At 41.7% G+C, this 24,982-nt stretch carries 23 protein-coding genes and 1 riboswitch; of the genes, 7 read left to right on the forward strand and 16 right to left on the reverse strand.

What is annotated here, in order from left to right:
* Positions 1-181 precede the first annotated feature (181 nt).
* Both metH and D0469_RS17410 read right to left on the reverse strand, forming a co-directional pair.
* Positions 182-3,583, reverse strand: coding sequence for a methionine synthase (metH, locus tag D0469_RS17405; protein WP_233523106.1), 3,402 nt, complete (start codon positions 3,581-3,583; stop codon positions 182-184).
* A gap of 109 nt (positions 3,584-3,692) precedes the next feature.
* Positions 3,693-5,546 carry a bifunctional homocysteine S-methyltransferase/methylenetetrahydrofolate reductase gene (locus D0469_RS17410; protein WP_117327993.1) on the reverse strand — a complete coding sequence of 618 codons (1,854 nt, stop codon included), beginning with the start codon at positions 5,544-5,546 and terminating at the stop codon, positions 3,693-3,695.
* Between the two features lie 376 nt (positions 5,547-5,922).
* Positions 5,923-6,021, reverse strand: a riboswitch (SAM riboswitch).
* A 237-nt stretch (positions 6,022-6,258) separates the two neighbouring features.
* Here D0469_RS17410 and D0469_RS17415 point away from each other — a divergent pair.
* Positions 6,259-6,882: a class I SAM-dependent methyltransferase gene (locus D0469_RS17415; protein WP_117327994.1), complete on the forward strand. Its 624-nt coding sequence runs from the start codon at positions 6,259-6,261 to the stop codon at positions 6,880-6,882.
* Between the two features lie 22 nt (positions 6,883-6,904).
* Here D0469_RS17415 and D0469_RS17420 read toward each other — a convergent pair whose 3' ends face one another.
* The 3 genes from D0469_RS17420 to D0469_RS17425 form a co-directional block, all read right to left on the reverse strand.
* Positions 6,905-7,561 carry an MOSC domain-containing protein gene (locus D0469_RS17420; protein WP_117327995.1) on the reverse strand — a complete coding sequence of 219 codons (657 nt, stop codon included), beginning with the start codon at positions 7,559-7,561 and terminating at the stop codon, positions 6,905-6,907.
* Between the two features lie 181 nt (positions 7,562-7,742).
* A complete protein-coding gene (locus tag D0469_RS22175; protein WP_407675752.1) occupies positions 7,743-7,832 on the reverse strand; it encodes a putative holin-like toxin in 90 nt (29 codons plus the stop codon).
* A gap of 346 nt (positions 7,833-8,178) precedes the next feature.
* Entirely contained in the window at positions 8,179-8,445 is a 267-nt protein-coding gene (locus D0469_RS17425) for a phage holin (RefSeq protein WP_117327996.1), read from the reverse strand.
* A 475-nt stretch (positions 8,446-8,920) separates the two neighbouring features.
* On the opposite strand from D0469_RS17425, the gene mscL reads away from it, so the two are divergent.
* A complete protein-coding gene (gene mscL, locus D0469_RS17430) occupies positions 8,921-9,379 on the forward strand; it encodes a large conductance mechanosensitive channel protein MscL (protein WP_199478561.1) in 459 nt (152 codons plus the stop codon).
* Positions 9,380-9,538: 159 nt separating this feature from the next.
* Here mscL and D0469_RS17435 read toward each other — a convergent pair whose 3' ends face one another.
* Positions 9,539-10,231, reverse strand: a complete 693-nt coding sequence (locus D0469_RS17435; protein ID WP_117327998.1) for a phosphatase PAP2 family protein — start codon at positions 10,229-10,231, stop codon at positions 9,539-9,541.
* Positions 10,232-10,549: 318 nt separating this feature from the next.
* Positions 10,550-11,407 (reverse strand): non-homologous end joining protein Ku, encoded by an 858-nt coding sequence (gene ku, locus D0469_RS17440; protein WP_117328064.1) that lies wholly within the window; start codon positions 11,405-11,407, stop codon positions 10,550-10,552.
* 205 nt (positions 11,408-11,612) lie between these two features.
* On the opposite strand from ku, the gene D0469_RS17445 reads away from it, so the two are divergent.
* Positions 11,613-13,454 carry a DNA ligase D gene (locus tag D0469_RS17445; RefSeq protein WP_117327999.1) on the forward strand — a complete coding sequence of 614 codons (1,842 nt, stop codon included), beginning with the start codon at positions 11,613-11,615 and terminating at the stop codon, positions 13,452-13,454.
* A 290-nt stretch (positions 13,455-13,744) separates the two neighbouring features.
* Here D0469_RS17445 and dapF read toward each other — a convergent pair whose 3' ends face one another.
* The gene (gene dapF / locus D0469_RS17450; protein ID WP_117328000.1) at positions 13,745-14,731 is read right to left on the reverse strand and encodes a diaminopimelate epimerase; all 987 of its coding nucleotides are present in this window, start codon (positions 14,729-14,731) and stop codon (positions 13,745-13,747) included.
* Between the two features lie 98 nt (positions 14,732-14,829).
* Between dapF and D0469_RS17455 the strand changes: the two genes are divergently transcribed.
* Entirely contained in the window at positions 14,830-15,120 is a 291-nt protein-coding gene (locus D0469_RS17455; protein ID WP_117328001.1) for a hypothetical protein, read from the forward strand.
* A gap of 360 nt (positions 15,121-15,480) precedes the next feature.
* On the opposite strand, the gene D0469_RS17460 is transcribed toward D0469_RS17455, so the two are convergent.
* The gene (locus D0469_RS17460; RefSeq protein ID WP_117328002.1) at positions 15,481-16,740 is read right to left on the reverse strand and encodes an EAL and HDOD domain-containing protein; all 1,260 of its coding nucleotides are present in this window, start codon (positions 16,738-16,740) and stop codon (positions 15,481-15,483) included.
* Positions 16,741-16,961: 221 nt separating this feature from the next.
* Here D0469_RS17460 and D0469_RS17465 point away from each other — a divergent pair, with 221 nt between their 5' ends.
* A complete protein-coding gene (locus D0469_RS17465) occupies positions 16,962-17,414 on the forward strand; it encodes a DUF2269 family protein (RefSeq protein ID WP_117328003.1) in 453 nt (150 codons plus the stop codon).
* A 60-nt stretch (positions 17,415-17,474) separates the two neighbouring features.
* On the opposite strand, the gene D0469_RS17470 is transcribed toward D0469_RS17465, so the two are convergent.
* The 4 genes from D0469_RS17470 to D0469_RS17485 all read right to left on the reverse strand — a co-directional run bounded on the left by D0469_RS17470 (position 17,475) and on the right by D0469_RS17485 (position 21,056).
* On the reverse strand, positions 17,475-18,776 hold the full coding sequence (locus D0469_RS17470; protein WP_117328004.1) for an NCS2 family permease: 1,302 nt from the start codon (positions 18,774-18,776) through the stop codon (positions 17,475-17,477).
* A gap of 404 nt (positions 18,777-19,180) precedes the next feature.
* Entirely contained in the window at positions 19,181-19,747 is a 567-nt protein-coding gene (locus tag D0469_RS17475) for a beta-class carbonic anhydrase (RefSeq protein WP_117328005.1), read from the reverse strand.
* A 71-nt stretch (positions 19,748-19,818) separates the two neighbouring features.
* Positions 19,819-20,631, reverse strand: a complete 813-nt coding sequence (locus D0469_RS17480; RefSeq protein WP_117328006.1) for a hypothetical protein — start codon at positions 20,629-20,631, stop codon at positions 19,819-19,821.
* A gap of 104 nt (positions 20,632-20,735) precedes the next feature.
* Positions 20,736-21,056 carry a DUF4870 domain-containing protein gene (locus tag D0469_RS17485; RefSeq protein ID WP_117328007.1) on the reverse strand — a complete coding sequence of 107 codons (321 nt, stop codon included), beginning with the start codon at positions 21,054-21,056 and terminating at the stop codon, positions 20,736-20,738.
* A 157-nt stretch (positions 21,057-21,213) separates the two neighbouring features.
* Between D0469_RS17485 and D0469_RS17490 the strand changes: the two genes are divergently transcribed.
* Both D0469_RS17490 and D0469_RS17495 read left to right on the forward strand, forming a co-directional pair.
* Complete coding sequence (locus tag D0469_RS17490) at positions 21,214-21,996, forward strand: undecaprenyl-diphosphate phosphatase (protein WP_117328008.1); 783 nt, start codon at positions 21,214-21,216, stop codon at positions 21,994-21,996.
* 706 nt (positions 21,997-22,702) lie between these two features.
* Positions 22,703-23,263, forward strand: coding sequence for a GNAT family N-acetyltransferase (locus D0469_RS17495; protein ID WP_117328065.1), 561 nt, complete (start codon positions 22,703-22,705; stop codon positions 23,261-23,263).
* Between the two features lie 120 nt (positions 23,264-23,383).
* On the opposite strand, the gene D0469_RS21415 is transcribed toward D0469_RS17495, so the two are convergent.
* From D0469_RS21415 to D0469_RS17505, 3 genes are all read right to left on the reverse strand, one after another.
* Positions 23,384-23,542 (reverse strand): hypothetical protein, encoded by a 159-nt coding sequence (locus D0469_RS21415; protein WP_199478557.1) that lies wholly within the window; start codon positions 23,540-23,542, stop codon positions 23,384-23,386.
* Between the two features lie 128 nt (positions 23,543-23,670).
* A complete protein-coding gene (locus D0469_RS17500) occupies positions 23,671-23,820 on the reverse strand; it encodes a YflJ family protein (protein ID WP_117328009.1) in 150 nt (49 codons plus the stop codon).
* A 65-nt stretch (positions 23,821-23,885) separates the two neighbouring features.
* Positions 23,886-24,965 (reverse strand): undecaprenyldiphospho-muramoylpentapeptide beta-N-acetylglucosaminyltransferase, encoded by a 1,080-nt coding sequence (locus tag D0469_RS17505; protein WP_117328010.1) that lies wholly within the window; start codon positions 24,963-24,965, stop codon positions 23,886-23,888.
* Positions 24,966-24,982: the final 17 nt, after the last annotated feature.

The raw sequence follows: 24,982 nt of genomic DNA on the forward strand, positions 1-24,982 counted from the left end.
ATCACAAAATTTATCCTATCATATCAAAAGAGGAAATAATTTTCGGCATTTAGTTCAAACGGTTAGTGCACTTAATAAACTATGCAAACCCTCCCAGTAATAGATTTATAAAAAAAAGCTGGAATAATGTCAATCCTGCTATTTTTCTATTTTGATCTCGGGCTTCATGATTTATCGCTCTTTACAGCACATTAAAATACCTTGCTTCTGGATGGGAAAATACTATTGCTGAAACAGATGCTTCCGGTTCCATCATAAAGCCTTCGGTAAGCCTGATTCCCACTTCTTCGGGGTGGAGCAGCCTAAAGATTTTCGCCTGGTCTTCTAGGTCCGGACAGGCCGGATATCCAAATGAGTAACGCTGTCCGGTGTATTTTGCTGAAAATCTGTCCTTCATTGTCATATCGATCGGATCAGAAATTCCCCACGCATCTCTCATGAGATGGTGCATTCTTTCTGCGAACCCTTCTGCTGTTTCGAGAGCAATGGCCTGGACGGCATGGCTTTTCAGGAAGTCACCTTCCTGTTTCCAGTGTTCAGAATGCTTGCGGATACCTTTTCCGGCTGTGACAACAAACAGGCCAACATAGTCCATTTCACCAGAACCTGCAGGTTTTACATAATCAGCAAGACATAGATGCGGTTCGTTTTCCTGGCGCGGGAAATCAAAGGTCTCCAGGATTTCCGCTGTATTTTCAGGATCATATAGATGGACTTTATTCCCCTCGCTCTGTGCCGGGAAAAATTGATATATTCCGCCTAATGAGTGCTCTTCATCCTGTTGCAGAAAAGATATGAGCTCATTCGTTAAACTATTAAGGGCTTCCGCTTTTTCATCTCCTTTTTTCAAAAGCTCTTCAACCTTCCCCTTTAAACCCAGGTGATGGCCGATCAGCATTTGTTTATTTATATATGGTTCTACAATACGAAGCGGATAATTTTTAAGAACATGACGTTTTAGATCCAATGGTACAGGAACTGCGACTTGGGGAAGAACAGCACTCCTTGTCGCCACAGCCACTTTTTTCGGCAGTTCAAGCGTGGCAATCTGTTCATTCCTTGACCTTCTCCGTTCTTCCAGCTCTTGAAGGTGAATATCACGCTTTTTTTCATCATGGAGTATGTTTGTTACATTGAGCCCATCCATCGCATCTTTAGCATATAAGACTGATCCTCCATATTCTGGAGCAATTTTCAGGTCAGTAAACTTCCTTGAAAGCGCAGCTCCGCCGACCAGAATTGGGAGGTCAATGTTGGCCTGTTTTAAATCTTGTGCGGTTAGGACCATTTGCTGCGCTGATTTCACTAGCAAGCCCGACAAACCGATCGCAGTCGGGTTGTGGGTACGGACCGCTTCAATGATTTGGTTTGGCGCAACCTTGATTCCGAGATCAACGACTTCAAAACCATTATTGGACAGAATGATATCAACAAGGTTTTTACCAATGTCATGAACGTCCCCTTTTACAGTTGCAAGCAGGATTTTCCCCTTTTTAGAGCCCGCTTCACCCTTTTCCATCCTCGGTTCCAGATAAGAAACAGCAGCTTTCATTGCTTCCGCACTCTGCAGCACCTCTGCTACAATAAGCTGGTTATCGTTAAAAAGCCTGCCGACCTCAGCCATGCCCGCCATTAAAGGTCCATTGATGATATCGAGCGGCTTATCCCCTTGTTGCAGTGATTCCTCAAGGTCTTCGGTCAATCCTTCTTTTGTACCTTCGATAATGTATTGAGCCAGCCTTTCTTCTAGCGGCAGTTTTTTTCCTTCAGATTTTTTTTCAGGCTTTTTATCCCGGTAATATTCTGTAAATACCTGTAACGTTTCCTTAGATGTTTTAAAAAGCAAATCTTCAGCGAGCTTAATTTCATTTTCAGCTATTAACGCAAACCGCTCCAGCTTTTCAGTATTGACAATTGCATAATCAAGTCCCGCCTTTGTGCAATGGTAGAGAAAAACGGCATTCAGAATTTCCCTGCCGCGGGGCGGCAAGCCGAATGATACATTGCTGACCCCAAGTATCGCCAATGTATCCGGGTAGGCTTCTTTTATCATCTTTATTCCCTTGACCGTTTGTTCTGCAGCACCAATATACTGCTCATCACCTGTTCCAACAGGGAATACAAGCGGGTCAAAGATTATATCTTTTGGATTCACACGATATTTATTAACCAGAAGATGATATGATCTTTCAGCAACTTCAAGCTTACGTTCAGCAGTAACCGCCATTCCCTGTTCATCGATTGTGCCGACAACAAGAGCCCCGCCATAACGGTGCAATAGAGGAATAACAGCTTCAAAACGTTCCTCTCCATCCTCAAGATTTATCGAATTGATTATCGCTTTACCCTGGGAATTCTTTAGGGCTACTTCAATAACCGCTTCATCTGTGGAATCTATGACCAGAGGCACCTTTACTTTTTTTACTGCCTCCTGAACGAATGTACCCATGTCGCCAAGCTCATCTCCGTCTGGATCAGCCAGGCAAATATCAATGACATGCGCACCCTTCTTCACCTGAGCTCTGGCAATTTCGGCAGCCTGCTCATATTTTTTTTCACGGATCAATTCCTTGAACTTTTTTGAACCGATTACATTGGTCCGCTCCCCAACAAACAGCGGTCTCATGCTGTCATCATAAATAAGCGGTTCAATTCCTGATACGGCATGGGAATGGGAAGCTTTAGAAACATTCCTTGGGCTGAGGCCTTCCAGCTCTTTTCTCAGCTCGCGGATATGGTCGGGTGTTGTACCGCAGCAGCCCCCAACAATATTAACCCATCCTTTTTCAGCAAATTGCTTAATCTTTCCCGCTAATGAAAAAGGGGATTCATGATAATGACCTTCTTCATCCGGCAAACCAGCATTCGGGTAGCAGCTGATTGCGCTTCCGGCTATTTCAGACAGGCTTCGCAGATGGTCTGTCATAAATTCAGGCCCGGTGGCGCAATTGAGGCCAACCGCAATCGGCTTCATATGCTCGCATGAAAGATAAAAAGCCTCAATCGACTGACCTGCAAGAGTAGTCCCCATCGGTTCAATTGTTCCGGAAATCATGATTGGCAGTTCAAAGCCTGCAGCATCAAAAGCTCTTTGAATACCTGTAAACGCAGCTTTCACGTTTAGTGTATCCTGGCATGTTTCCACCAGGAGCAGATCGACTCCGCCATTAATCAGCCCTCTCGCCTGCTCTTCATAATCTTCAGCCAGCTTATCAAATGTGGTACCGCCAGTTACAGTAAGAGTTTTGGTTGTTGGCCCAATTGCCCCTGCCACATATCTTGGCCATTCAGGAGTAGAGAATTTTGCTGATGCCTTCTTGGCAAGCAGTGCAGAAGCAATGTTTATTTCATATGCCAGCGAGCCAAGGTTGTATTCATCCAGGACGATTGCGGCAGCCCCGAAAGTATTGGTCTCAATTATATCTGCCCCGGCTTCCAGATATGCTTCATGAATTTGCATAATCGTTTCAGGCTTGGTCAAAGACAAATACTCATTGCAGCCTTCATATTCCTCTCCGCCAAAATCCGCTGCTGTCAAATTGGCCTGCTGAATCATGGTACCCATTGCACCATCAAGAAGCATTATTTTTTTACCCAGCTGCTCTTCCAAAGAAATGCTGCCTTTTTTATTGCCCGATTGAACCTGACCTGTATTGCTTAAATGATTGTCCAGTTGAACTGCCATTGCTGCATTACTCATGTGTTGCCACCTCTACTAATCGTTTATTGTCAATTGTACGAACATGCTTAGTAAGCTCGGCTGTCATGTCATACCGCAAAAATGGAGTAATGAAATATAATCCGTTAAATCGTTCAGCGGCTGCTGCCGCAAGGCTTTTTGCGATTGCCATTCCCTCTGCCCGTGCTTTCATAGGGTCATTTGCTGCGGCTGCCATTGCTTTTCTGACCGGCTCCGACAGCGTAATCCCCGGTACTTCATTATGCAGATATTCCGCGTTTCTGCTGCTGGTGAGCGGCATGATTCCAAGGAATATGGGGGTTTCTAAATGTTTTGTAGCCTGATAGACTTCTTCAATTTGGTTTTCCGAAAAAACCGGCTGGGTAAGAAACGATTGTGCACCGCATTTAATCTTCTTTTCCATCCGTTCGACCGCCTTGCCAAGATAACGGACATTTGGATTAAATGCCGCGGCAATCCTAAAATTTGTCTTCCGGCCAAGCGGCTGGCCTGAGTAAGAAAGCCCGTCATTAAACTGTTTAATGAGAGATATTAAATCAAAGGAAGACAAATCATAGACAGAAGTGGCTCCTGGAAAATCACCGATTTTTGAAGGATCACCTGTAACAACAAGAATTTCATTCAAGCCCAGCGTATCAAGTCCCATCAAATGCGACTGCAGGCCGATCAAATTCCTGTCCCTGCATGTAAGATGTATGAGTGGAATGTTTCCTGTTTTATTTTTAATCAGCATACCGAGAGCACCATTACTGATTCTCGGAGTTGCAAGTGAATTATCAGCAAGCGTAATAGAATCTGCACCTGCCTCATACAGTGCATCAGCACCTGCCATAAAATCTTCTATTCCAAGCTTTTTTGGCGGATCCAATTCTATTAATATCGTTCTTTCATTCTTCGCTTTATTAGCTAATGCTACTGTTGTGTTAATGTTGCCAGCTTCAATGATTTCAATTTTTCGCGGTCTGACCGTTTTTTTCGAAACAGGTTTAAGAGTTCCGATCGCCCTTTTCATGGCTTCTATATGCAGAGGTGTTGTACCGCAGCAGCCCCCAATGATCCGAGCTCCCTGCTTTCTTAATTCAAGAGCACTTGATTCAAAATATTCCGGTACGGCGGCGTATACAAGCCGCCCATCCACAAAATCCGGCAAGCTTGCATTTGGGTAAACAGCAAGGTGTGCATGAGCAGGCAGCGGCACTTCCTCCAATGAGCGGATCATATGATGCGGGCCCAGCCGGCAGTTCACTCCAACAACATCAGCACCGATTTCTTCCAGCCTGGAGAGTGCTTCACTTAAATGTACACCGTTTTGCAGATAGCCAATTTCATGCAGGGAAACATTTGCGATGATTGGAATCTCTGTCTCACTCCTGGCAATTTCCAAAACGGTTTCGATTTCTTCCAGGTCATAATAAGTCTCCAAAATTAACCCGTCAGGCTGAGCCATTAACAGGCTATACAGCTGTTCACGAAAACTTCTCTTGATCTCCTCAATGCTCAGGTCAGATTTACGGAAACTCCTTGAAGCGCCAATCGTACCAAAAACAAAAGCATCCTTTCCTGCTGCCTTTCTGGCAATCTCGACCCCTCTCCGGTTGATTTTGCTAACCTTGTCCTCAAGTCCATACCTTTTCAGTTTGATATAGTTGGCTCCATAGGTATTGGACTGTAAAATATCAGCCCCGGCTGATACGTAAGCTGAGTGAATCCTTTCGATCCGGCCAGGCTCCTGAATATTAAACTCCTCATAACATTGGTCAATCCCATTTATAAAAAGAAGTGTTCCCATTGCTCCTTCACCAATCAGAATTCTGTTTTGCAGTTCGTATCTAAAATCCACTTCCATTCCCCCCTCTTAGAAAAGTGCAAGCATCCTGATCAACATCCTGACAAAAGGAAACATCACTAAATTCTGGCAGGGTTCCAAATGTAAGACCATTTCAACCCTAGTCCTGTACCAAACGCCAGCACATCCTGGCAGAGGAAGAACGGCTAACGCCGCCACTTCCTCATAAAGCTGTCGCTTTGTTTCGTACGATGTTTCACCGCCGCCTTAGTTCCTTTGTGTACTTAATCGCTATTATTGTACTTCTTAAAATAAGCTTTTTACTACACGAAAAAAGTTGCTGGGCACTTAAGCTAGACATCCGCAATTTTAAAAAGTTGTCCTTTCTTGTCTTATAAAAAAGGCCTTCAAAAATGAAGGCCCTCGTTTGTCAAAACCCTCATCTATCAAGCAATGCTTGCTGGAATTAGCACCTTGGCATCCGCCGGTTGCTGAGGCTTCAAAGGGCCAGTCCCTCCACCTCTCTCGATAAGATTATTAAATTTTCGGCAAATTCAAAAAATGATTACATTTAATTTACAAGAACTATGGAAAAAATTCAATACTTTTTTATTAAAATGAAAAAAACTTGACCATTATATAGGAACTCATATTGAACATTATGAGCTCGCCGTTAATGGAAAAAGAGAATGCAGAAACTTGACAGGTTATGTTTTACTCATTCTATTTGAGTGAATAATAGTGAAAAAGCAAAAAAAATGGGGGTGAGAAAATGCTTGAAGCTTTTGCAAAGCAATTTTGTAAACCTGAAGGAATGCTCGGCAAACTAGCAGGGAAAATTATGGCGGTGGAAAATCGGAAAATAAACCGCTGGACATTGGGCAGGCTTGGGATAATGCCAGGGGATTATGTTCTCGAGATCGGGTTTGGCCCGGGCTTTTCATTAGAGGAAATCTGTCGGAAAGAGAAAAATGTTATGGTGGATGGCGTCGATGTTTCAGATACAATGGTGGAGACTGCTGCAAAGAGAAATGAAGCTGCCATTGAAAATGGGGATCTTAGGCTCTACAAAGGCGATGTTTTTACCTTGAAGCAGCAATGCCATCAATATGATAAAGTGCTCTCTGTTAATAACTACCCTCTATGGGAGAAACATGAGGAGTCATTAACAAGGATTCATCAATTAATGAAGGACGGCGGGCGGATCGCAATTACTGTCCAGCCGCGCGAGGAAGATGCAACCCCGGAAAAAACGATGGCCCTTGGAATTAAGATAGAACAGGATCTTTTTAATGCAGGCTTTCGCGATATCTCAGTTAAATTTAAAAAAGTAAGGCCCATGCTGACAGTATGTGTGACCGCTGAATGTAAAAAACAGGATATACAAACCCATTAAGCCAAGCCTAATGGGTTTTTTTCTATGCTTTATTTTTTGATTGAAGCTTTTTTCGTTTCTTTTCCAAATTATTGCGCCACACCTCAGCAAGATATCCCATTTCCAGGAGTTTTTCAATACCACCCAGGCCATCTTGGCCTTGCAGGAGGATTTGGTTAGCATAAAGGACGCTAACTTGATCCTGCTTCCTATCCATTAAATGAATGGACTGCCCTGACTGGATAGCCCCTTCAGCAAGCACCCTTCCGAAATAGCCAGTAAAACCTGTTTTTAATACAGATTCCAGAAACTCCGGTACCCCATTATTGTGAGAAATTTTCGCGCAAGGAACACGTCCTTGAGTGATTTCCACAATGGCACCGCCTATCCGGTAAACATCTCCAATGAATACTTCTTCTTCCTTCATCCCTTCCACTAAAACATTTTCACCGAAAGCAGGGGCTGACAGTGTCCTCCCCCATTTAGCTTCCCAAAAGCTGTAATGTTCGATTGGATAAAAACAAATCGCCCGGTCCGGCCCTCCGTGGTGTATCTTATTCGCTACTTCGTCTCCATCTAATCCGTTTACCGTAAGGAATGCTTCAGCAACTGCTGGCCGTTTGATTGCTGTTTCAATTGTTGCTGTCTCATAATGTTCCTGCTTTGGTTTCCCTACATGCAGTGAAACAATGTACCCCATCCTCTTTCCCCCGCTCTTCCGTGACAGATCTTTAAACTTATGTTATCCTTTAGTATATATAAATCCTGATAAAAAGGCCGTAAATGTTGCAGCATTCACGGCCTGCAGATAGACGTTCCCTCAGGGGATCGGCCTATTATCGATAAATAGACCTCTCCCTCAATTTACGGTCAAGGGAGGTCTATTTTTTGTTATGAAACGATAAAACAGCTATCATTAATGTCGCAAAGGAAAACATAGCCATTAAAGCTTCAAACATTGTCATAGGCATCACCCCCTTTCCGGGGTTAGCCGACCGCCCTCGGGGATACTCTATCGCAATTCTATTATAACATATTTAACAACAAAATCGAACAAGTGTTCCTTTTTGTTGCAAAAAAGTGACTTTTTCCCTAAATTTGGTTCATAAATCTCTTATTCTGAGATAGTTCTTAATGAGTCAGAATCTATTTCTAATTCCTTTATCCCTGGCCCTAGTTTACCTTATTTTGGCATTATCCCGCAATATTAAGCACTGTATCGCGAGAATTACCATAATCTTAATGAAAAAGCAGCCATTCATTATAAAAAGGGACTTTTTCAAAGGTCTGCACGACCTTAGAGAAGTCCCTAATTTATTAGCGAGGTTCTTTATATGATTGAGCTTGCTGGCTATCGGCGAATCCTTGTGTAGTCGGATCCTGAACATTAGTAAGAGTGGCCAATACTCCGAAAACAGCGTTCACGACTGCAAGTACCCATCCCTTTATTTCCTCAGTCAGTTGAAAATCTGTTAGGCCAATTGCATTTGCTCCAATCAATAGTACTTCGGCCAGGATAAAAAGCTGAGCTATGAATCCTGACACCCAAAAACGGTTTTTAAAGCGTACTCCCCAGTTAATCATCGTTTCACCCCCTAATTTACGGCGGCAAAGTTAAGAAAAATCTCGCCTTGATTTGCTGATGTTCAAGGACTTGAACGCCCTTCTCTTTTCAAGTGGTTAGGGGGAGTCCCTGTCCTATTACAGTATAGTTTTGATCTTGTTTTTCGTTCATAAATTCTTCTTTATCAGCAAAAAAAGGCTCTTACCACGCCTTAAAATTAATGGTCTTGGGGGTTTTATTCGCAAGGACAGTTAAATGATTGCATGTTTAAAAAACTGATGGTAGAATGCAGGCGCAATATATAGTCAAAATAACAACGAATCCTCCTATATATTGAATGATCACTATAGTTTTTCCTCTTCTTTCGCTCTCAATGGGCTAATTTTTTTGTTAACCAGTCAACTTTCAGCAGCTTAAAAAGGCAAGCGGCTTTACTTTACTTGAAATTTTGATTAAAAATGTAAGAAAGAAAAAGGATGATAGGAAGTGATGAGAGTGATACAGGAATTTAAAAAATTTATCATGCGGGGAAACGTGATTGATCTTGCAGTCGGGGTGATCATAGGGGCTGCTTTTAGTAAAATTGTGACCTCGCTGGTTGATGATGTATTAATGCCGCCAATAGGACTGATAATTGGAAAAGTAGATTTCAGCGATTTATTTATCAGTCTTTCAGGAGAGAAATATGATTCACTGGCAGAAGCCAAGGCTGCAGGTGCCGCTACGTTGAATTATGGATTATTTTTGAATAATATCATAAATTTTTTAATCATTTCTTTAGCCATCTTTATTATCGTGAGGCAGGTAAATCGATTTCATAAAAAAGAAGAACCAGAAACTCCTTTGAAAAAACCCTGTCCAGAATGCTTCACAGATATCCATCTTGAAGCGAAAAGATGCCCGTCCTGCACCACTTATTTAGCTGAGCCCTCAGGAGAGTCTTTGAAGGTGTAAGGAGACTCAATAAGAAGGATTATCTTGTAAAAACATAAAATGAACTTTCCTGAGGATGAAAGAACACTTTCCGGATGAAACCAAATAATCTTGTAAAGCCCTAAAAGGCGTTTTTTGCAAAAAAAGCCGACTTAATCATCATTGAGCCGGCGTTTTTCATCATTGCCCGCGTAATTCTGCTTTTAGACCCCTCTTTTGTTTCTGGTATTCATATATCCGCAAACCAAGCCTGCAGAGTATGAGCCATGCAGCTCCAGCAGCGAACCCGGCGACTACATCACTCGGATAGTGAACCCCCAGATAGATCCTGCTCAGACCCACCATAAAAATAAGGAAAAAAGCTCCGGCCCCAGCGACAACCTTATAGCTGCGCATTTTAACAATTTTAATGACTATGATGGCCAAAGTTCCATACAGGACTATTGCCCCCATAGAATGTCCGCTGGGAAAACTGAAGCCATGTTCTCGTATTAACGGAAAAATATCTGGACGCTCCCTTTGAAAGACTCTTTTTAGCATCTTATTAAATATGGCACCGAGGCCAGAACTTAAAGCGAGATAGACCGCATAACTAACTTTTTTATATATTACTAACAGTGAGCAGGCAGTTATAACGGCTATCATAATCCAATCATAAGAGCCCAAAAAGGTTATGGCTTTCATCAAAACCGTTACCTTTTCAGAAACAAAACCTTGGACAAATCCGATAATCCTTGAGTCGAATTCAATCAATTGTTTCTCTTGTATTTCTTCTGCAAGTTCAACAAAAATTACAACATACGTCCAGAACAAAATTAGAACGGCAATGACATAAAGTATCTGCTGCTTTGTTATTGTTTTATAAAAGTGCATTAAGATATTCACCTGCTGTGCCTTGGATTTGCTATTTTATACCTCGCGGCTATGGCCGCCAAACCCTGGACATTACAATTGGCTGGACTTCAAACATGAATTGGCAATCTGCGCGGATATGACTGAAAAAAGGCGATTATTGCTTTCCGTTAATGGATTTTTAATCCGCTATTGAAATAGAGCCATATACTGATGTTTCGGCACCAAACTTGAATAGCATCATAATCAAATGGTGCCAGAACCCAACTTTAACAGTGCCATAAATATGGGCTGGCTTCAGTAAAGATGGGCCTGCTGCAAAAATGGTTCAACAAAGCCTTAAGCTTCCTTCTTTTCTCCAACAACCTTCTTTCGAGTTGTTCTTTTCTTGACTGCTGGCTTTTTGACTGGAGCTGTGGCTGGTTTTGTTTTATCAATAGAAGCCTGAAGTGCTGCCATTAGATCAGTAACCTTTGCAGCCGCTGGCTCTCTTTCCTTTGGTGTTACTGCTGCCACACCATTCTTCTTCGCTTCAATCAGTTCCAGAAGCGCCGTTCTGTAGTCATCATTGTATTTTTCAGGTTGAAAATCGGTTGTCAGCTGATCAATCAGCATAATGGCCGTAGCGGTTTCTTTGTCAGTTACCTGGTCCCCTGAAGGAATATTGGGGACGTCAACCGCCGGCCTCACTTCGTCCGGATAATGGATAGTTTCCATCAGCAGTGTATTTTGATAAACACGCACCACAGCCATTTGCTCTTTAGCACGAATAACAATTTTGGCAAGCCCGACCTTTCCTGAATCCTCCAATGCCTTCCTTAACAAGGAATAAGCTTTGGATCCTCCGTCATTCGGTGATATATAATAACTTCGGTCAAAATAAATCGGATCAATTTGGTCTATTTTTACAAAATCTATAATCTCAACTGCTCGAGCCTCGTTCTCCTGTTTCAGCTTCTCTAAATCCTCATCCTCCAAAACGACAAACCTGCCCTTTGTATATTCAAATGCCCTTACGATGTCTTCCTTTCCAACCGGCTTTTCACAGACCGGGCAAATTTTTTCATATTTAATCGGAGAATGGCATTCCTTATGCAATGTACGCAAGGAAATATCTTTATTTTCAGTGGCTGCGTGAAGCTTGATCGGGATATTTACAAGCCCGAACGAAATACTTCCCTTCCAAATAGTGTGCAAACCCTTCACCCTCTTTTTTTTCATTAGTTTCCCTTTGCCGGGCAGCTACACTCCAGAAAACTTTTGGGAATAACGCAATATTTAGCAGTTTTTGTCCAGACTATAATCAGTAAGGCTAAAACCTGTCAGACATTCCTCCATTATTAAGAAATCAATGCACTATAAATACAACCAAAACGGAAACATTAGAAAGTGGGTTTTTTCAATGAAACCAATGCTTCCAACACTGGCACCTGATCCTCCAATAGGGGGCCAATGGACTTATGAGGTCAAATACGACGGTTTCAGGGCCATCCTAACAATTGACCAAAACATCGGTGTTTCCTTAATAAGCCGGAACGGAAAACAGCTAATTGATATATTTCCGGAAATCTCATCCTTTGTTAAAAAAAACACAGAGATACTGGCGGATTTTGTGCCTTTGCGTCTGGATTGCGAGTTAGTTTGGCTCGCCAACCCTTTTAGCTCGGACTTTTCGGAAATACAGTGGAGAGGACGTCTCCGGGCAAAACAAAAGATTCAGGAAGCTACATCTATGTCCCCATGCCGGCTGATTACCTTTGATTTACTTGAAATCAATGGAAAGCCACTGACAGCAATGACATATACCGATAGAAAGAAATTACTGGCTGATTTTTTTCAGGATGTTGACTGGCCGGCTTTTCCGGATCCTCTCAAGGAAGACCTTATTCAGCTTGTTCCAGCCACTAAGAATTTTTCTGCCCTTATGGATAAGGTTATTTTGTATGATGGTGAAGGAATTGTTGCCAAACAGGACAATGGCTTATGGGAAGAAGGCAAAAGGACAGCCTCCTGGCTTAAGATAAAGAACTGGAAAACGGCTGCCTGTTTCATAACCGCCATGCACAAAGAAAATGGCTATTTTTCGCTGGGAATATTTAAAGACGGAGACATCATGGAGATCGGACAGGTTAAGAATGGCCTTCCGCCACATGAAAGAAGTTCGCTTGCTGCAATCGTACGCGGAAATTCATATGCTGAAAACAGCATGTACCATTATATTCATCCCTCAATATGTATTGCGGTCAATTTCCTCCATGTTTATGATGAGCAGGAGCTGCGGGAACCACAGTTCAAGGAATTCCTGATGGATATGAGGCCCGAAGAGTGTACTTGGGAGCTATTTTGCTCCAGCCAGTACACTTTTCCTGAGTCTGTAAACATTACCTCCCGCGACAAACCTATTTGGAAAATAGGATCGGAGATATTTACAAAAATAGATTACCTTCATTACCTCAGACAAGTTTCGCCCTGGTTTTTGCATAACCTGGAGGACAAGCCGGCGACTTTGATCCGATATCCTCATGGTGCCGGCAGTGAGCGGTTTTATCAGAAAAACGTCCCTGAATATGCCCCTGATTTCATTAAGACCTTTAAGGAACATGATATTGAATATATTCTTGTTAATGACATCCAGACTTTGCTTTGGCTCGGAAACCAGCTTGCCATTGAATTTCATGTTCCGTTTCAAAAAGCAGGCCGGGTGACTCCAGATGATATTGTCCTTGATCTGGACCCGCCGACACAGGAACAATTTGGACTGGCTGTGAAAGCTGCTTTGGAAATTCGCAAGATTACCGATTCACTCAGTCTTCACTCCTTCATTAAGACATCGGGAAACAGAGGGCTCCAGATTTATATTCCCCTGCCTTTTCATTCATTTTCATACAGTGATACAAGGAAATTCACTGACTTTCTGGCAGACTTTTTGACGAATAAGTTCCCGGATGATTTTACAATTGAAAGACTTAAGAGGAACAGAGGGAATAGGCTATACCTTGATTTTGTCCAGCATAGTGAAGGGAAAACCATTATCGCCCCCTATTCACCAAGAGGAAACGATTTCGCCGGTGTAGCTGCGCCTCTTCACTGGGACGAGGTAAATGAAGGACTAAAGCTTGCTGACTATAACGTATACACAGTACCAAAGCGGCTTCGGACAGTAGGATGCCCCTTTGCCATGATGGAAACTGCAAGAAACGAGCAGCCCTTTACAGATATCATTAATTTTTTGAATAAGCAGTGAAGTGAGAATTTCACTGCTTGTTTTTTGTGCGCCGCTTGCGGTGTTATCATGCGATGAACTGCTGCCGCAGCGTTGGTTACTCCTGTGCTTTAAGGCTCAATTTCCTACGGAAAAACCTGCATGATTAAACTATAGAAAAAAAGGTAGCTGTATTTTACTACTAAAAAAAGTTGCTGAGCGCTGGAGCTTGAGATGGATAGACACTTACGTTCGTTATCTTACCATCTTATAATTTGCTAACAAAACGAGCAAAGGCGGACATTCAAGCAACTGTATGTCCGCCTTCTATATCACTTCATATGTTCTGAAACAAATTGTTTTGCATATTCCTGCAGCTTGGCATATTTGCTGGTTTCTTCTTCAAAAATTTCTTTATTAACCAGCTTAAAATTCTGAAAGTCTGCCGGGTTTACTTCAATCTCTGCCCTATATTCATATGTTCCATTTCCAATAAGATCGATCTGGTATCGGCCATTTTGCTGGTGGACCATACACTTTACCATGCCTCCGTCATTGTAAACAGAAATTTCTTTTTCCGTTTCATTTAAGCCGTTAAGACATGTAACAAGGCTTGAAGCACTCATTGCCGTTCCGCAAGCATTGGTAAATCCTACACCTCGTTCAAAGGTCCTCACAAAAATATGTCCCTTCTTCAGCTCATGTACAAAGCTGACATTTACTCCGTCAGGGAAAAGATCATTTGGTCCATTTACCAAAGTAGCTATATCCTTCTGCACTGACGATTTAAGGACATCACTTTCCACAATAGAAACCAGGTGAGGGTTAGGAACAGCCAGCGCTGTAAAAAGCAATGTATCGGAAAGTTCAACAATTCTCTCATTTTTCAAAGTTTCCCAACTGAGATTCAGTGGTAAATCTTTAACATTAAAAGATACTGGAGAAATTTCAACCTTAAAGGTTGGGATACCATCAAAGATTTCCTCTGTCTTTTCAACAGCCAGATTTGCCTTCATTGTTTCAATGATTAATTTAGATTTCCGAAGCTTGTCCGATGCATATCTGGCGACACAGCGAAGCCCGTTGCCACACATGGAGGCTTCTGAACCATCTGCATTGAACACTCTCATTCTCGCATGGGACTGTTCACTTGGCATAACAAACAGAATGCCGTCGGCTCCAAGCAGGCTGGTACGGCTGCACAGGGCCATGGCAAGGCTGCTTCTCTCATCTTCATTAAAGGAAATATCCCCTTCCATCTCGTCAATGATGATGAAATCATTTCCCGAGCCATGGCATTTTACTAATTCAATATTCATCATTATTTACTCCCTGTCTGCTAATCTTTTTGCTGCACAAAACATTTTTAACTATCTATAATTAATGATAATAGCATCAAGGCAAAGGAAGTGCCAACGTGAAAGTCTATTCGAAATGGAAAAAGTCGGTTTACTTATTTAACTTTTTTATAGCTGATACGATTGAGCCTGCATCCGATTCTGATTCCAAACAAGCTCTTGTCACAACCTCTGTCCTTACGGTGGAAGGCCAGGAAATTTGGTCTGGATCCATCAGGGTTGCCTTCAATGAGTTTGGCATTTTTCCGGTTCCTGAGGATTTGCAGGCGGTAAAGGGGCCAGACTCAATGAAAAGGATGCTATTGATCGAACTCCGCCGCTATATCAAGCCTCAATGGCGATTTTTATAATTGCTGATTCTAAGCAAAAGAGAGTAATCGTCTAAATTTAGAGGAGGAGCGGCTAAGATTGCCCCGTCTTCACAAAGCAGGTCCTATGTTACCTGCGATGAATCGCTGCCGAACCATGTGTCCTGTGGTGAAACAGGCACTAGCAGTTCAGTACGTCTGGGCTTGAGCTAGAGATAGACCCGCTATTATTATTTTCCGCAACGTAAGAATTTTATTTAATCCAATTCAGAATTTTTACCATTTCATAAAGCAATTAAAATGGCTACTCTTCATAGAAAGATAACCTTTTGCCAGTATGAAGACCGGATATTGAACACGTAATGCAACAGCCCTTTGGTTGCTTTTTGGCACACTGTATTTTTATATTGTACTGCTGGTCAATCCTTCGTCTTCCCTTTTCAGCAGATGGTTTGCCCAGTCCAGCGATTTTTTATAGTACGTAAAAACATCTGCTTCTGTGAGATCCAATCCCAAACATCTCTTCTCAATTCCATCCCAGTTTGCTTTTTCGACATCTATAACTAAATCAAGGATGCTTCTGAGTATATTTTGTTCGCCAAGCAGTGCGCGGGTAATGTCTTCATGAAGCGGCAAATCCTTTAGCACGTCCTTCATTGGCAATGAAAGGATCGTGTCCATAAGCGAAAACATACCCGCCATAAAATACCCTGCTCCAACGGCGGTTTTCTCCAGATGCTTACCAATGCTTTCAGACATTTTCCCGCGGGCCAGGCAAATGTGTATTGTTTCTTCAAAGCTTTTCGGCCTGTCTCCGGTCATTTCTCTTACCGATAAGACGTATATCCATTTTTGAATTTCAACTAGCCCAAGCATTACAATTGCCTGCCGGATTGAATTAATCTTATTCCGTGGACGAAATGCTGGTGAATTGATCAATTTCAATAATTTATAAGAAAGGGATAAATCCTGTTCTATCAGTTCTGCAATTTCTGCAATGCTTGGCTCAGCCATCGCCAGGTTCTGAATGATTCCGTAGTAAGAATGAAAATATGTGGGAACATCATGTGTCGACACAATGACTGGCTTTGAAAAGAAATATCCCTGGAAGTAATGGTAACCGCTTTTCCTTGCTTGCTCAAATTCAGCACGGGTTTCCACTTTCTCTGCGAGCAGCTCCAAATGCAGCAGCTTGCCGAGGGATTCTATCCGCCTCCGGTTTTCTCTGGTGGTATTTCGGAAATCAACCTTGATAATATCTGCAAAACGCAGCAAATGCTGTGAATACGGATTCTTCTCGTTAAACACATAGTCATCAAGGGCAATCAGGTAGCCAAGTGACTTTAATTCCCTGCAAATTTTTAAAAGGTCCTCGTTCAACGGAACTGATTCCAATATTTCAACTACAATTTCCCTTGGCCGGAAATAAGTCGGCAATCTTAGCTGTAGTAGTTTTTCTGTAAAATTAATAAAGCAGGGCTTTCCATTAGAGAGCTGATCAATGCCTATATTAAGAAAACTATTCACAATTACCTCTGCAGTTGCATGATCATGATTAACGCTGTTATATGCATTTACAATACTGCTTCGATATAACAGCTCATATGCATGAACTTCTTCCCTGCGGTTGAAAATAGGCTGCCGGGCGACAAATACTTCCATTAAAAAACCTCCACCAAATTCTAACTATGGAAATCTCCCTTCATTTTACCTTAATTTTAACAGGTATTTTGTCGAAATTTGCAAAGTCGCTGTAAAACCTGAAGAAAAATGAAGGTTTTGCACAACTTTTGAACTGAGACAAAGGTCACTTTTTATTTTTCCGCTAATAACTTTTTGAAAAATAATTATCATATCATCTAAAAAGAGGGAGGGTTTCAATCATGATAGTTTACAATTTAATTGTAGCCATTCACGTCATAGCTGCCATTTGCGGGCTTGGGGCTACATTTGCACTGCCTATTTTAATGAGAAGGATACAAACTGTCAGCCAGGCAAGGTTTGCCATGACTGTATATGATGGGGTAGAAAAACTGGCCAAAATCGGGAGCATTACACTTCTTTTAACCGGTATAATACTTGGAGGATTTAATACAGGCTTGTTCACAGAGTTTTGGTATATTGCTTCCCTCGTCATTTACGTAGCAGTACAACCAATAGTTGCCGTAATACTCCCAAGAAAGCTGTCTGAGCAGATGAAAATACTAGAAGACCATAAATCTGAGGAGTTACCCGTTGCTTATATACAAATTGGCAAACAAATTGCGCCATATAATACAAGTACTCAAATAGCGGCTATTGTACTGATTGTGTTAATGGTACTTAAGCCTTTTTAAACGCAAAAAAGCATAGTACAATCAGGAAATCCTGTTTGCACTATGCTTTTTTGGTCAAAATTACCCCATTATATGCACAAGGAAATTAGTCAGAAACAGCCCTGCAATAATATACATGATGATTGAAACTTCTTTTGCCTTGCCAAGCGTGATTTTTAATATTGGGTACATAATGAACCCCATTGCCATCCCATCTGGAATGCTATAGGTAAAGGGAATGAGCGTAATCGTCAGGAAAGCCGGAATCGCATCCGAAATATCCTTCAATTCCAAATGTTTGATGTGTTGAAGCATCAAAATCCCAATGATGATTAATATCGGAGCAATCGCGCTATCCGGTATTACTTTTATCAGAGGAATAAAAAAGATGGAAAGCAAAAACAAAATCCCTGTTGTAACTGTGGTTAACCCAGTCCGTCCCCCAGATGCTACACCCGCTGCCGTTTCCACTGTTGCAACCGTTGGGCTGGAGCCAAAAACTCCGGATAACAAAACCGATAAGCCTGTAGCCTGGAAAGCCTTTTGAAATAGTTCCGGTTTTTTTATACTGTTTACATGTCCATGAACAAGGCCAATGTTCTCAAACACCAACACCATCGTCAATGAGAAAACTGCCGTCCAAAACGGCAGGCTGGCTGCTTGTTCAAACGAAAAGGCTGCAAAAACCTCTCCGTACGCTTTGAAATCCGCTTGCTGAAACGTTAGCTGTGACAGATCCAGGGTTCCAAACATAAATGCAATCACACAGCCTGCAACAATTGTGATCAGAAAATTGCCGCTTATATTCCTGCTGAAAAGGACAAAGGCAATGATAATGGTAAGGATGGAAGCCATTACCTGAGGCTGGCTGAAATCACCCAGCGCCAGAATTGCAGCTTCCCCTTGAACAACAATTCCTCCCTTTTCAAGTCCCAGCAGAATCAAAAACAACCCAAGCCCTACCGTAATAGCTTCTTTTAAAGAAGCAGGGATGGCATCACTTAGCACTTTTGTAAGCCTGCTGAAGGAAAGAACGGTAAAAATTAATCCGGAGACAAATACCACACCTAGAGCTGATTGCCAGGAAAGGCCCATGCTTTGTACCATAGTATAGGAAAAGAAAGCGTTAAGGCCCATGCCCGGGACAAGAATGATCGGAACATTTGACCAAACCCCTACTAATATACAGCTTACCGCAGATAAAAGAATCGTTGCCAGTATTGCGCCATCTAATGGAAGGCCTCCCTCAGACAGAATTAATGAATTCACCGCAACAATATACAAAATCGTAAAATAGCTGACGAATCCTGCAAGTACTTCACGCCCGAGGCTAGTCCCACTATCCTTTAGTCTAAATACCCTCTCTAATAATGAATTTTTCATGCTCCACCTTATTCATTTGTATCCCTCTCCCACCCGTTTGTTTACGTGACAAACCACTATGTGATTTTAGCAGAAAATGAACGGTAAGCAAGAAGAATGCTTAAAGTTTATGTTATAACAAAGTTTCCCCTGTGCTTACCGCTATTATTAGTTGCATTTGGATTAAGCCTGCTACTATGATTTCTAATATATGTAAGAAACTTCATCGGAAGGAAATAATTTTTCTTCAAAGGAGTTTTTTTTAAAAAAGATTGGTCATACCTTTGTCAGTTTTTTACAAGTAACTTCTTAAGGCACTAGAACGGACACGGAATCATTGATTTATCGGAATATAAAAAGGACAACCCGAGTGATTACGGGCCGTCCTTGTGCAGCATAGACATTTTAAAAGTACTTAGATAAAATTAGTCTTTTTGATAACCATCAACAACTACATCCAGTTTACCTGTTTTCGGTGATACCACCAAACCATGAATTGCTACATCTTTTGGCAGCAGCGGATGGTTTTTGATGATGCTGACGCTGTTCCGCACACTGTCGGATACATCATCGAACCCTCTAAGCCAGTGTTTTAAATTAATGCCGGAGTGTTCTAATGTAGATATTGTTTCCTCAGAGATTCCTCTGTCGACCATTTTCTCGAGAAGTGCGTCTGCATTAATAGCCGACATGCCGCAATCATAATGGCCAATAACGAATACTTCATCCGCCTTTAATTCGTATGCAGCCACCAGAACACTTCGCATGACGCTCCCAAAAGGATGGGAAACAACCGCACCGGCCGTCTTGATGAATTTCACATCGCCATTGCGGATATTCATTGATTTTGGCAAAAGTTCTACAAGCCGTGTATCCATGCAGCTTATAATGATCATCCGCTTGTCTGGAAACTTGTCTGTACTGTATTCCATATATTCTTTGTTGTTGACAAATGCTTCGTTGTACTCAAGAATTTCATTCAGTAAAGTCAATTTTATCACCACAGTTTATGTATTTACTTTTTATTATAGCAGAGTCTACAGAAAAAATCCCTTAAAAAGCCTTAATTGCTCCGATGGTGAAGGGCCGCTGCGCAAAATCCAAGTATCGCAATTTTATCATTATACGTTGCGCTGTTATGAAAGGAAAGGATAGGAGTATTAGCATCCTTAAAACGGTTTCCCCATTCGAATGGCATCCATCCTGTTTTATATGATACGAGCTTTATCCCATCTGCATTAGTCATTTGAAATTCCTGCAGCAGGCCGCCCGCATAGGCAGAAATCCATGGTTTGCCCTCTGGATTAACTATCATTCCCTTTAGCCTGAATAAGGATTCCTTTTTTGCTTCTCGATAATAGCCAATGTTATCGCCGTATTGGTTTAGAATAACTGCTTTATTGAAAAGCCCCCATTTAAATTGGTAAGACCCAATGAGTGTTCCATCGCTGCTGTATAAACCATATCTTTTTGGAAGCAAAAGTGAAACCGAATTAGGGATCAGCCACATGTACCATTTCATGTTTAGATCCCGGATTTCTCCGACGGCGTTGCCATTGGGAGCAAACAGGACCGCCCGGAGCGTTGGAGCCGGCAGAAATGCCAATAAAAGATGACTATGATCCAAAAGTTCACTTTTTTCAGTCAATGGGCACAACAAACGTTCAGGAATTTCCTCAGCTCTCGTATCGAACATTCTGAATCCTATATAATTTGCGATGCTTAAAATAATAAACGGCAGCATAATCGCCAGGATGTTGCCTGACAAAACGCCTGCCGCATGTAAACCAAAGAATAAGATTGACAGCGTGAGTGAGATCCATGCAACTTGAAAGCAAATTCCAGAGGTTTTTCTGTAATACTGTCTTATATCCATACTCCACTCCCCAAGAGCCCAAAGGTTCGGGCAGTTACTCACAAAATTATATGAGCCTGAACATGGGAATAGTACCTTTTCTAATCTTTAAAGACAAGCATGGATTACAAAATCCTGAAAACAAATGGGATCCTGTATTCTACTCCTTCAGCAGCCTTCACGGCCCCAATGATGGTAAAAATGAACCCTAGCAGCGCGACTATCGGCAACAACAGCCACCCGATGAAGATTAAGGTAAGCAAGCCGCCAATAAAGCCATACAACGAATAGGAAATCAGAAAATTTAAATACTCCCTTCCATGATAATCGATGTATGCTGATTCATTTTTCTTGATAAGCCAAATGATTAGCGGCCCGATAAAGGCCGTAAAAAAGCTGATTACGTAAATCGCTGCTGCCAGCAGTTTTTCACTTTGATCCGCCACATTTTATCCCTCTCTTTCTTCTGTTTTTATTAGGATAACTTTTTCGTAAGGTTTCATTTTATACCCATTCACCTTACTGAAATATAAGCATGTTAAGAAAGGTTATGCATAAAAATGGGAAAAGGATGTCCAAATTATAAGAAATTAGGTGAAGAAATTGTTATCTGAATTTCAGGCATTTATTCTCGGAATTATTCAGGGACTTACCGAGTTCCTGCCCATTTCAAGCACGGGCCATTTATATTTAGGGAGACATTTGTTCGGTCTTGATGAAGCGGGTCTTACCCTGGATACGATGCTGCATATCGGTACCCTGATTGCCTTGATCGCTGTTTATAAGGACGATCTGTTTACACTAATGCGAAAACCCTTTTCCAGGCTGACCTTGCTTCTTATCGCCGGGACGATTCCTGCGGTGTGTGCCGGACTGCTGCTTGGCGATTGGTTTGATTCACTTTCGAAATCCGGAGTCACAATCGGCTGGGAGTTCGTCGCCACAGGGTTCATTCTTTGGTTCGCAGACAGCGCTAAAAAGGGAAAAAAGCAAATAGATGACATCACGGTTAAGGATGCACTGATTGTAGGCACGTTTCAGGCTGCGGCCATTATGCCGGCACTGTCGCGTTCAGGACTAACGATTGCGGCGGGTTTGTTATGCAAATTCGACCGCGCGACCGCAGCCTACTTTTCATTCCTATTATCCATCCCGGCCATCACTGGCGGTATAGTCCTCCAGCTTGGCGATGTCATAAGCGGGAAAGCGGAACAGGTAAGCTTTATCGGACTTCTTGTTGCTACATTGTCATCTGCCTTTTTCGGCTACATTGCTGTTGTCTGGATGATCTCTTATCTTAAAAAGAAGTCACTAAAAGTCTTTTCCGTTTATGTTTGGGCTCTGGGAGCAATCGTTCTGGCTCTTCAATATTCGGGGAAGTTTTAGATGGTACAAAGAAGAAGTGATAGTGACTGGTTGGGAAAAACAAGCAATGTTCTTTCTTATCAATCTCTTTTGCCCTTGCATCTACAAAAAAAGAAAGCACATTATGTAGTCTGATTTCCATGATTTGCTTTCCCCTTTTTATGCCTAAGAAAATATAAACAGAAATAAGTTCCAGATTTAAAATTCTTCCATTCTTTTTTCTAATACTTCATGTCTTAATAAATGATGAAAGCAAACATTCAAAGTATGAAAGTGGCAAGGTTAAATAAGCACCAATTTTTATATTACAAAACCAAAACTCTGCTACTGTCAAATACTCTCTAATCGATCTATTTTCATGCGGTATCCAGAAATAACTTTAACTTATTTCAGTAAAAAAAAGCGGCAAAACCCCTGTCCTTTCTAAATATTCCGCTAAAAACATACCGGATCAAAAACGGGCAAATTTTGGCGAAAAAAATATTATATTTACCTATTTTCTTTTTGAAATTTTTTTAGTATTATACTTTCGTGAGGTTAATTTTTTCTATATTAACTTTGAATTTTTGAATACAAACAATATAGGGAAGGCAAATGGTGCGCCACCGGATTCTCCGGTTCTAGTGGGTTCGATTCCCACCCCGAAATTTTTTGATGCTCGTTTTAAAAAATTTCGAGGGTGGAAGGCAGACGCATGAGGACTGCCCTCATTTTTGGAGGGGAAAAAATGTTAAAAAAGAGAGAATTCGCCGACTGTCATGTTCTTTTTGATTTAATGAAGCATCCAGATGTCTTCCCTTTCGTGCGCCATAAAGCACACTCATACGAAGAATATGTGTTCGTTACAAAACATAACATAGAGCAAGAAGGAGCCGGCGAACTAATTTCCCGGACAATCCTGGATGAATGGGGATCCCCAATCGGGACAATATCCCTTTTTGATATAGAGGACAAAGCTGGATTTCTCGGCACTTGGCTTGGGAAGCCGTTTCATGGCAAGGGCTATAATTCTATCGCCAAGGAAGCATTTTTTAAAGAATTATTTTTTGAGCTGGATATAGAAACAGTCTTCATGAGAATCAGGAAGGTGAATCTCCGTTCGATTAAAGCTGCGGAAAAGCTTCCATATGTTATAAAAGCCAATGAATCACGGCAATCACTGTATGAAACACTGAATAGCATGGAAGACATTTACGATTTGTATGAAATCCCTCGAGATCTGTTTCACTTATACATTATGCGCCAGGACAGCAGCCAGGACGACTCACAGCAGCTGCTTGAGGCATAAGCTTCCGAGTGCCTTTTATCGCACAGCCACAACCCTGTCGCCATCGGACAGGGTTTCTTTTTGCCTTTAGAAAATTATTAAATTATCGAGTTGTGGTTAACCTGGGTGCTATGCTTTTGTTTAGTGCTCTAAAGGAGAATCCTTCCCCAATTCGCGTTCTGAGGACCTTTCGGTTAACATCAAGTACTCCAATTCTTCATTCGTAAGAGTTTCAAAGCGTCCATCAGAGAAAATAACCTGAGTCTGGTTTGGATTAATACGATTCATCGAATACTCCATAATAAACTCCTCCCTCCATAGGTTCTTATGTCTATCTTCCACAAAGGAGAGCATTTTCATAACAGTTATTGTTTAAATTGTATAATAAAAACCTGAAACTGATTATACCTGTTTCAGGTTTTTCTGCTTTACTGCTTATTCTCAATTTTATCTGCATAAAGGTTTCTGAGTATGTAAGTTTTATACGATTCAAGCTTTCTTCTTTCAATTGGATGCTTTGTAATCCCCATTGCTTTTAATTGCTGGATGAACCAGCCTTTTGAGTATTGGTACGCCATTTCTTCTCCCCCTTGAGAGCTTGTCTGCTATAACGATATGCGGGAAAAAGCTTAAATATGACATTTTATTTTTTGGGCTGAACAAGACTTACCAGCATTTTATACATTTCATCTGCTCGTTTAAATCCACGGAACTCGTTTATCCGGGCAGAAAAATTACTTCTGCGGCTATACAAATCTGAAATCTCTTTGAGGAGTGCGGTCCCAGTCAGCGCTTCCTCCTTCAAAATACTTGCAAAACCGGCTTGTTCAAAGCTTTGTGCGTTTAGGATCTGGTCACCCCTTGAGGCTTTCGCACTTAGTGGGATTAGCAGCATCGGTTTTTGAAGTGCCAGGAACTCAAAAATGGAATTTGATCCCGCACGTGAGATAACAATATCTGCGGCAGCCAGAAAATCAAAAATTTCTTCATGTACGTACTCAAATGCGGCATATCCGGGCTGAATTAAATCACTGAACACATTTCCCTTTCCGCAAATATGGATAATCTGATAAGCCGCAAGCAGCTGCGGCATTATTTCAATGATTGCTTCATTAATCTTTGTCGCCCCAAGGCTGCCTCCCATAATAAGCAGAACAGGCTTATCCTTTTTAAATCCGCAAATCCTTTTGCCCTTCACCGCATCACCTTTAAAAATTCGGTCCCTAAGGACAGCTCCTACATGAATCGTTTTACCCATGGGAAGAAAGCTTGCCGTTTCTACAAAAGTGGTGCAAATCTTCGCTGCAAAAGGGAAAGCAATCTTATTCGCCAATCCAGGCGTAATATCTGATTCATGGATAATAACCGGAATTTTAAGAAGCTTTGCCCCTAGGACGACTGGAACGGACACGAACCCGCCCTTTGAAAATATAAAATCAGGGCGTTCCCTTTTTAAAATTCGAAATGCTTGGCCAATTCCCTTGATTACACGGAAAGGATCCTTGATATTTTCAATTGAAAAATATCTTCGCAGCTTCCCAACCGAAATAGAATGATACGATATGTCCGGAAACTCCTTTTCAATTATTGTTTTTTCAATTCCTTTCTCGGACCCAATATACGTCACCTTCCATTGGTTTTTAAGGAATTCAGGAATGAGCGCCGCATTAACTGTCACATGGCCTGCTGAACCGCCCCCTGTAAAAACCGCCTTTTTATTCAAGAATGCTCACCATCCAT

Origin of the sequence: Peribacillus saganii (genome assembly GCF_003429095.1) — a bacterium.
Taxonomy (GTDB): Bacteria; Bacillota; Bacilli; order Bacillales; family DSM-1321; genus Peribacillus; species Peribacillus saganii.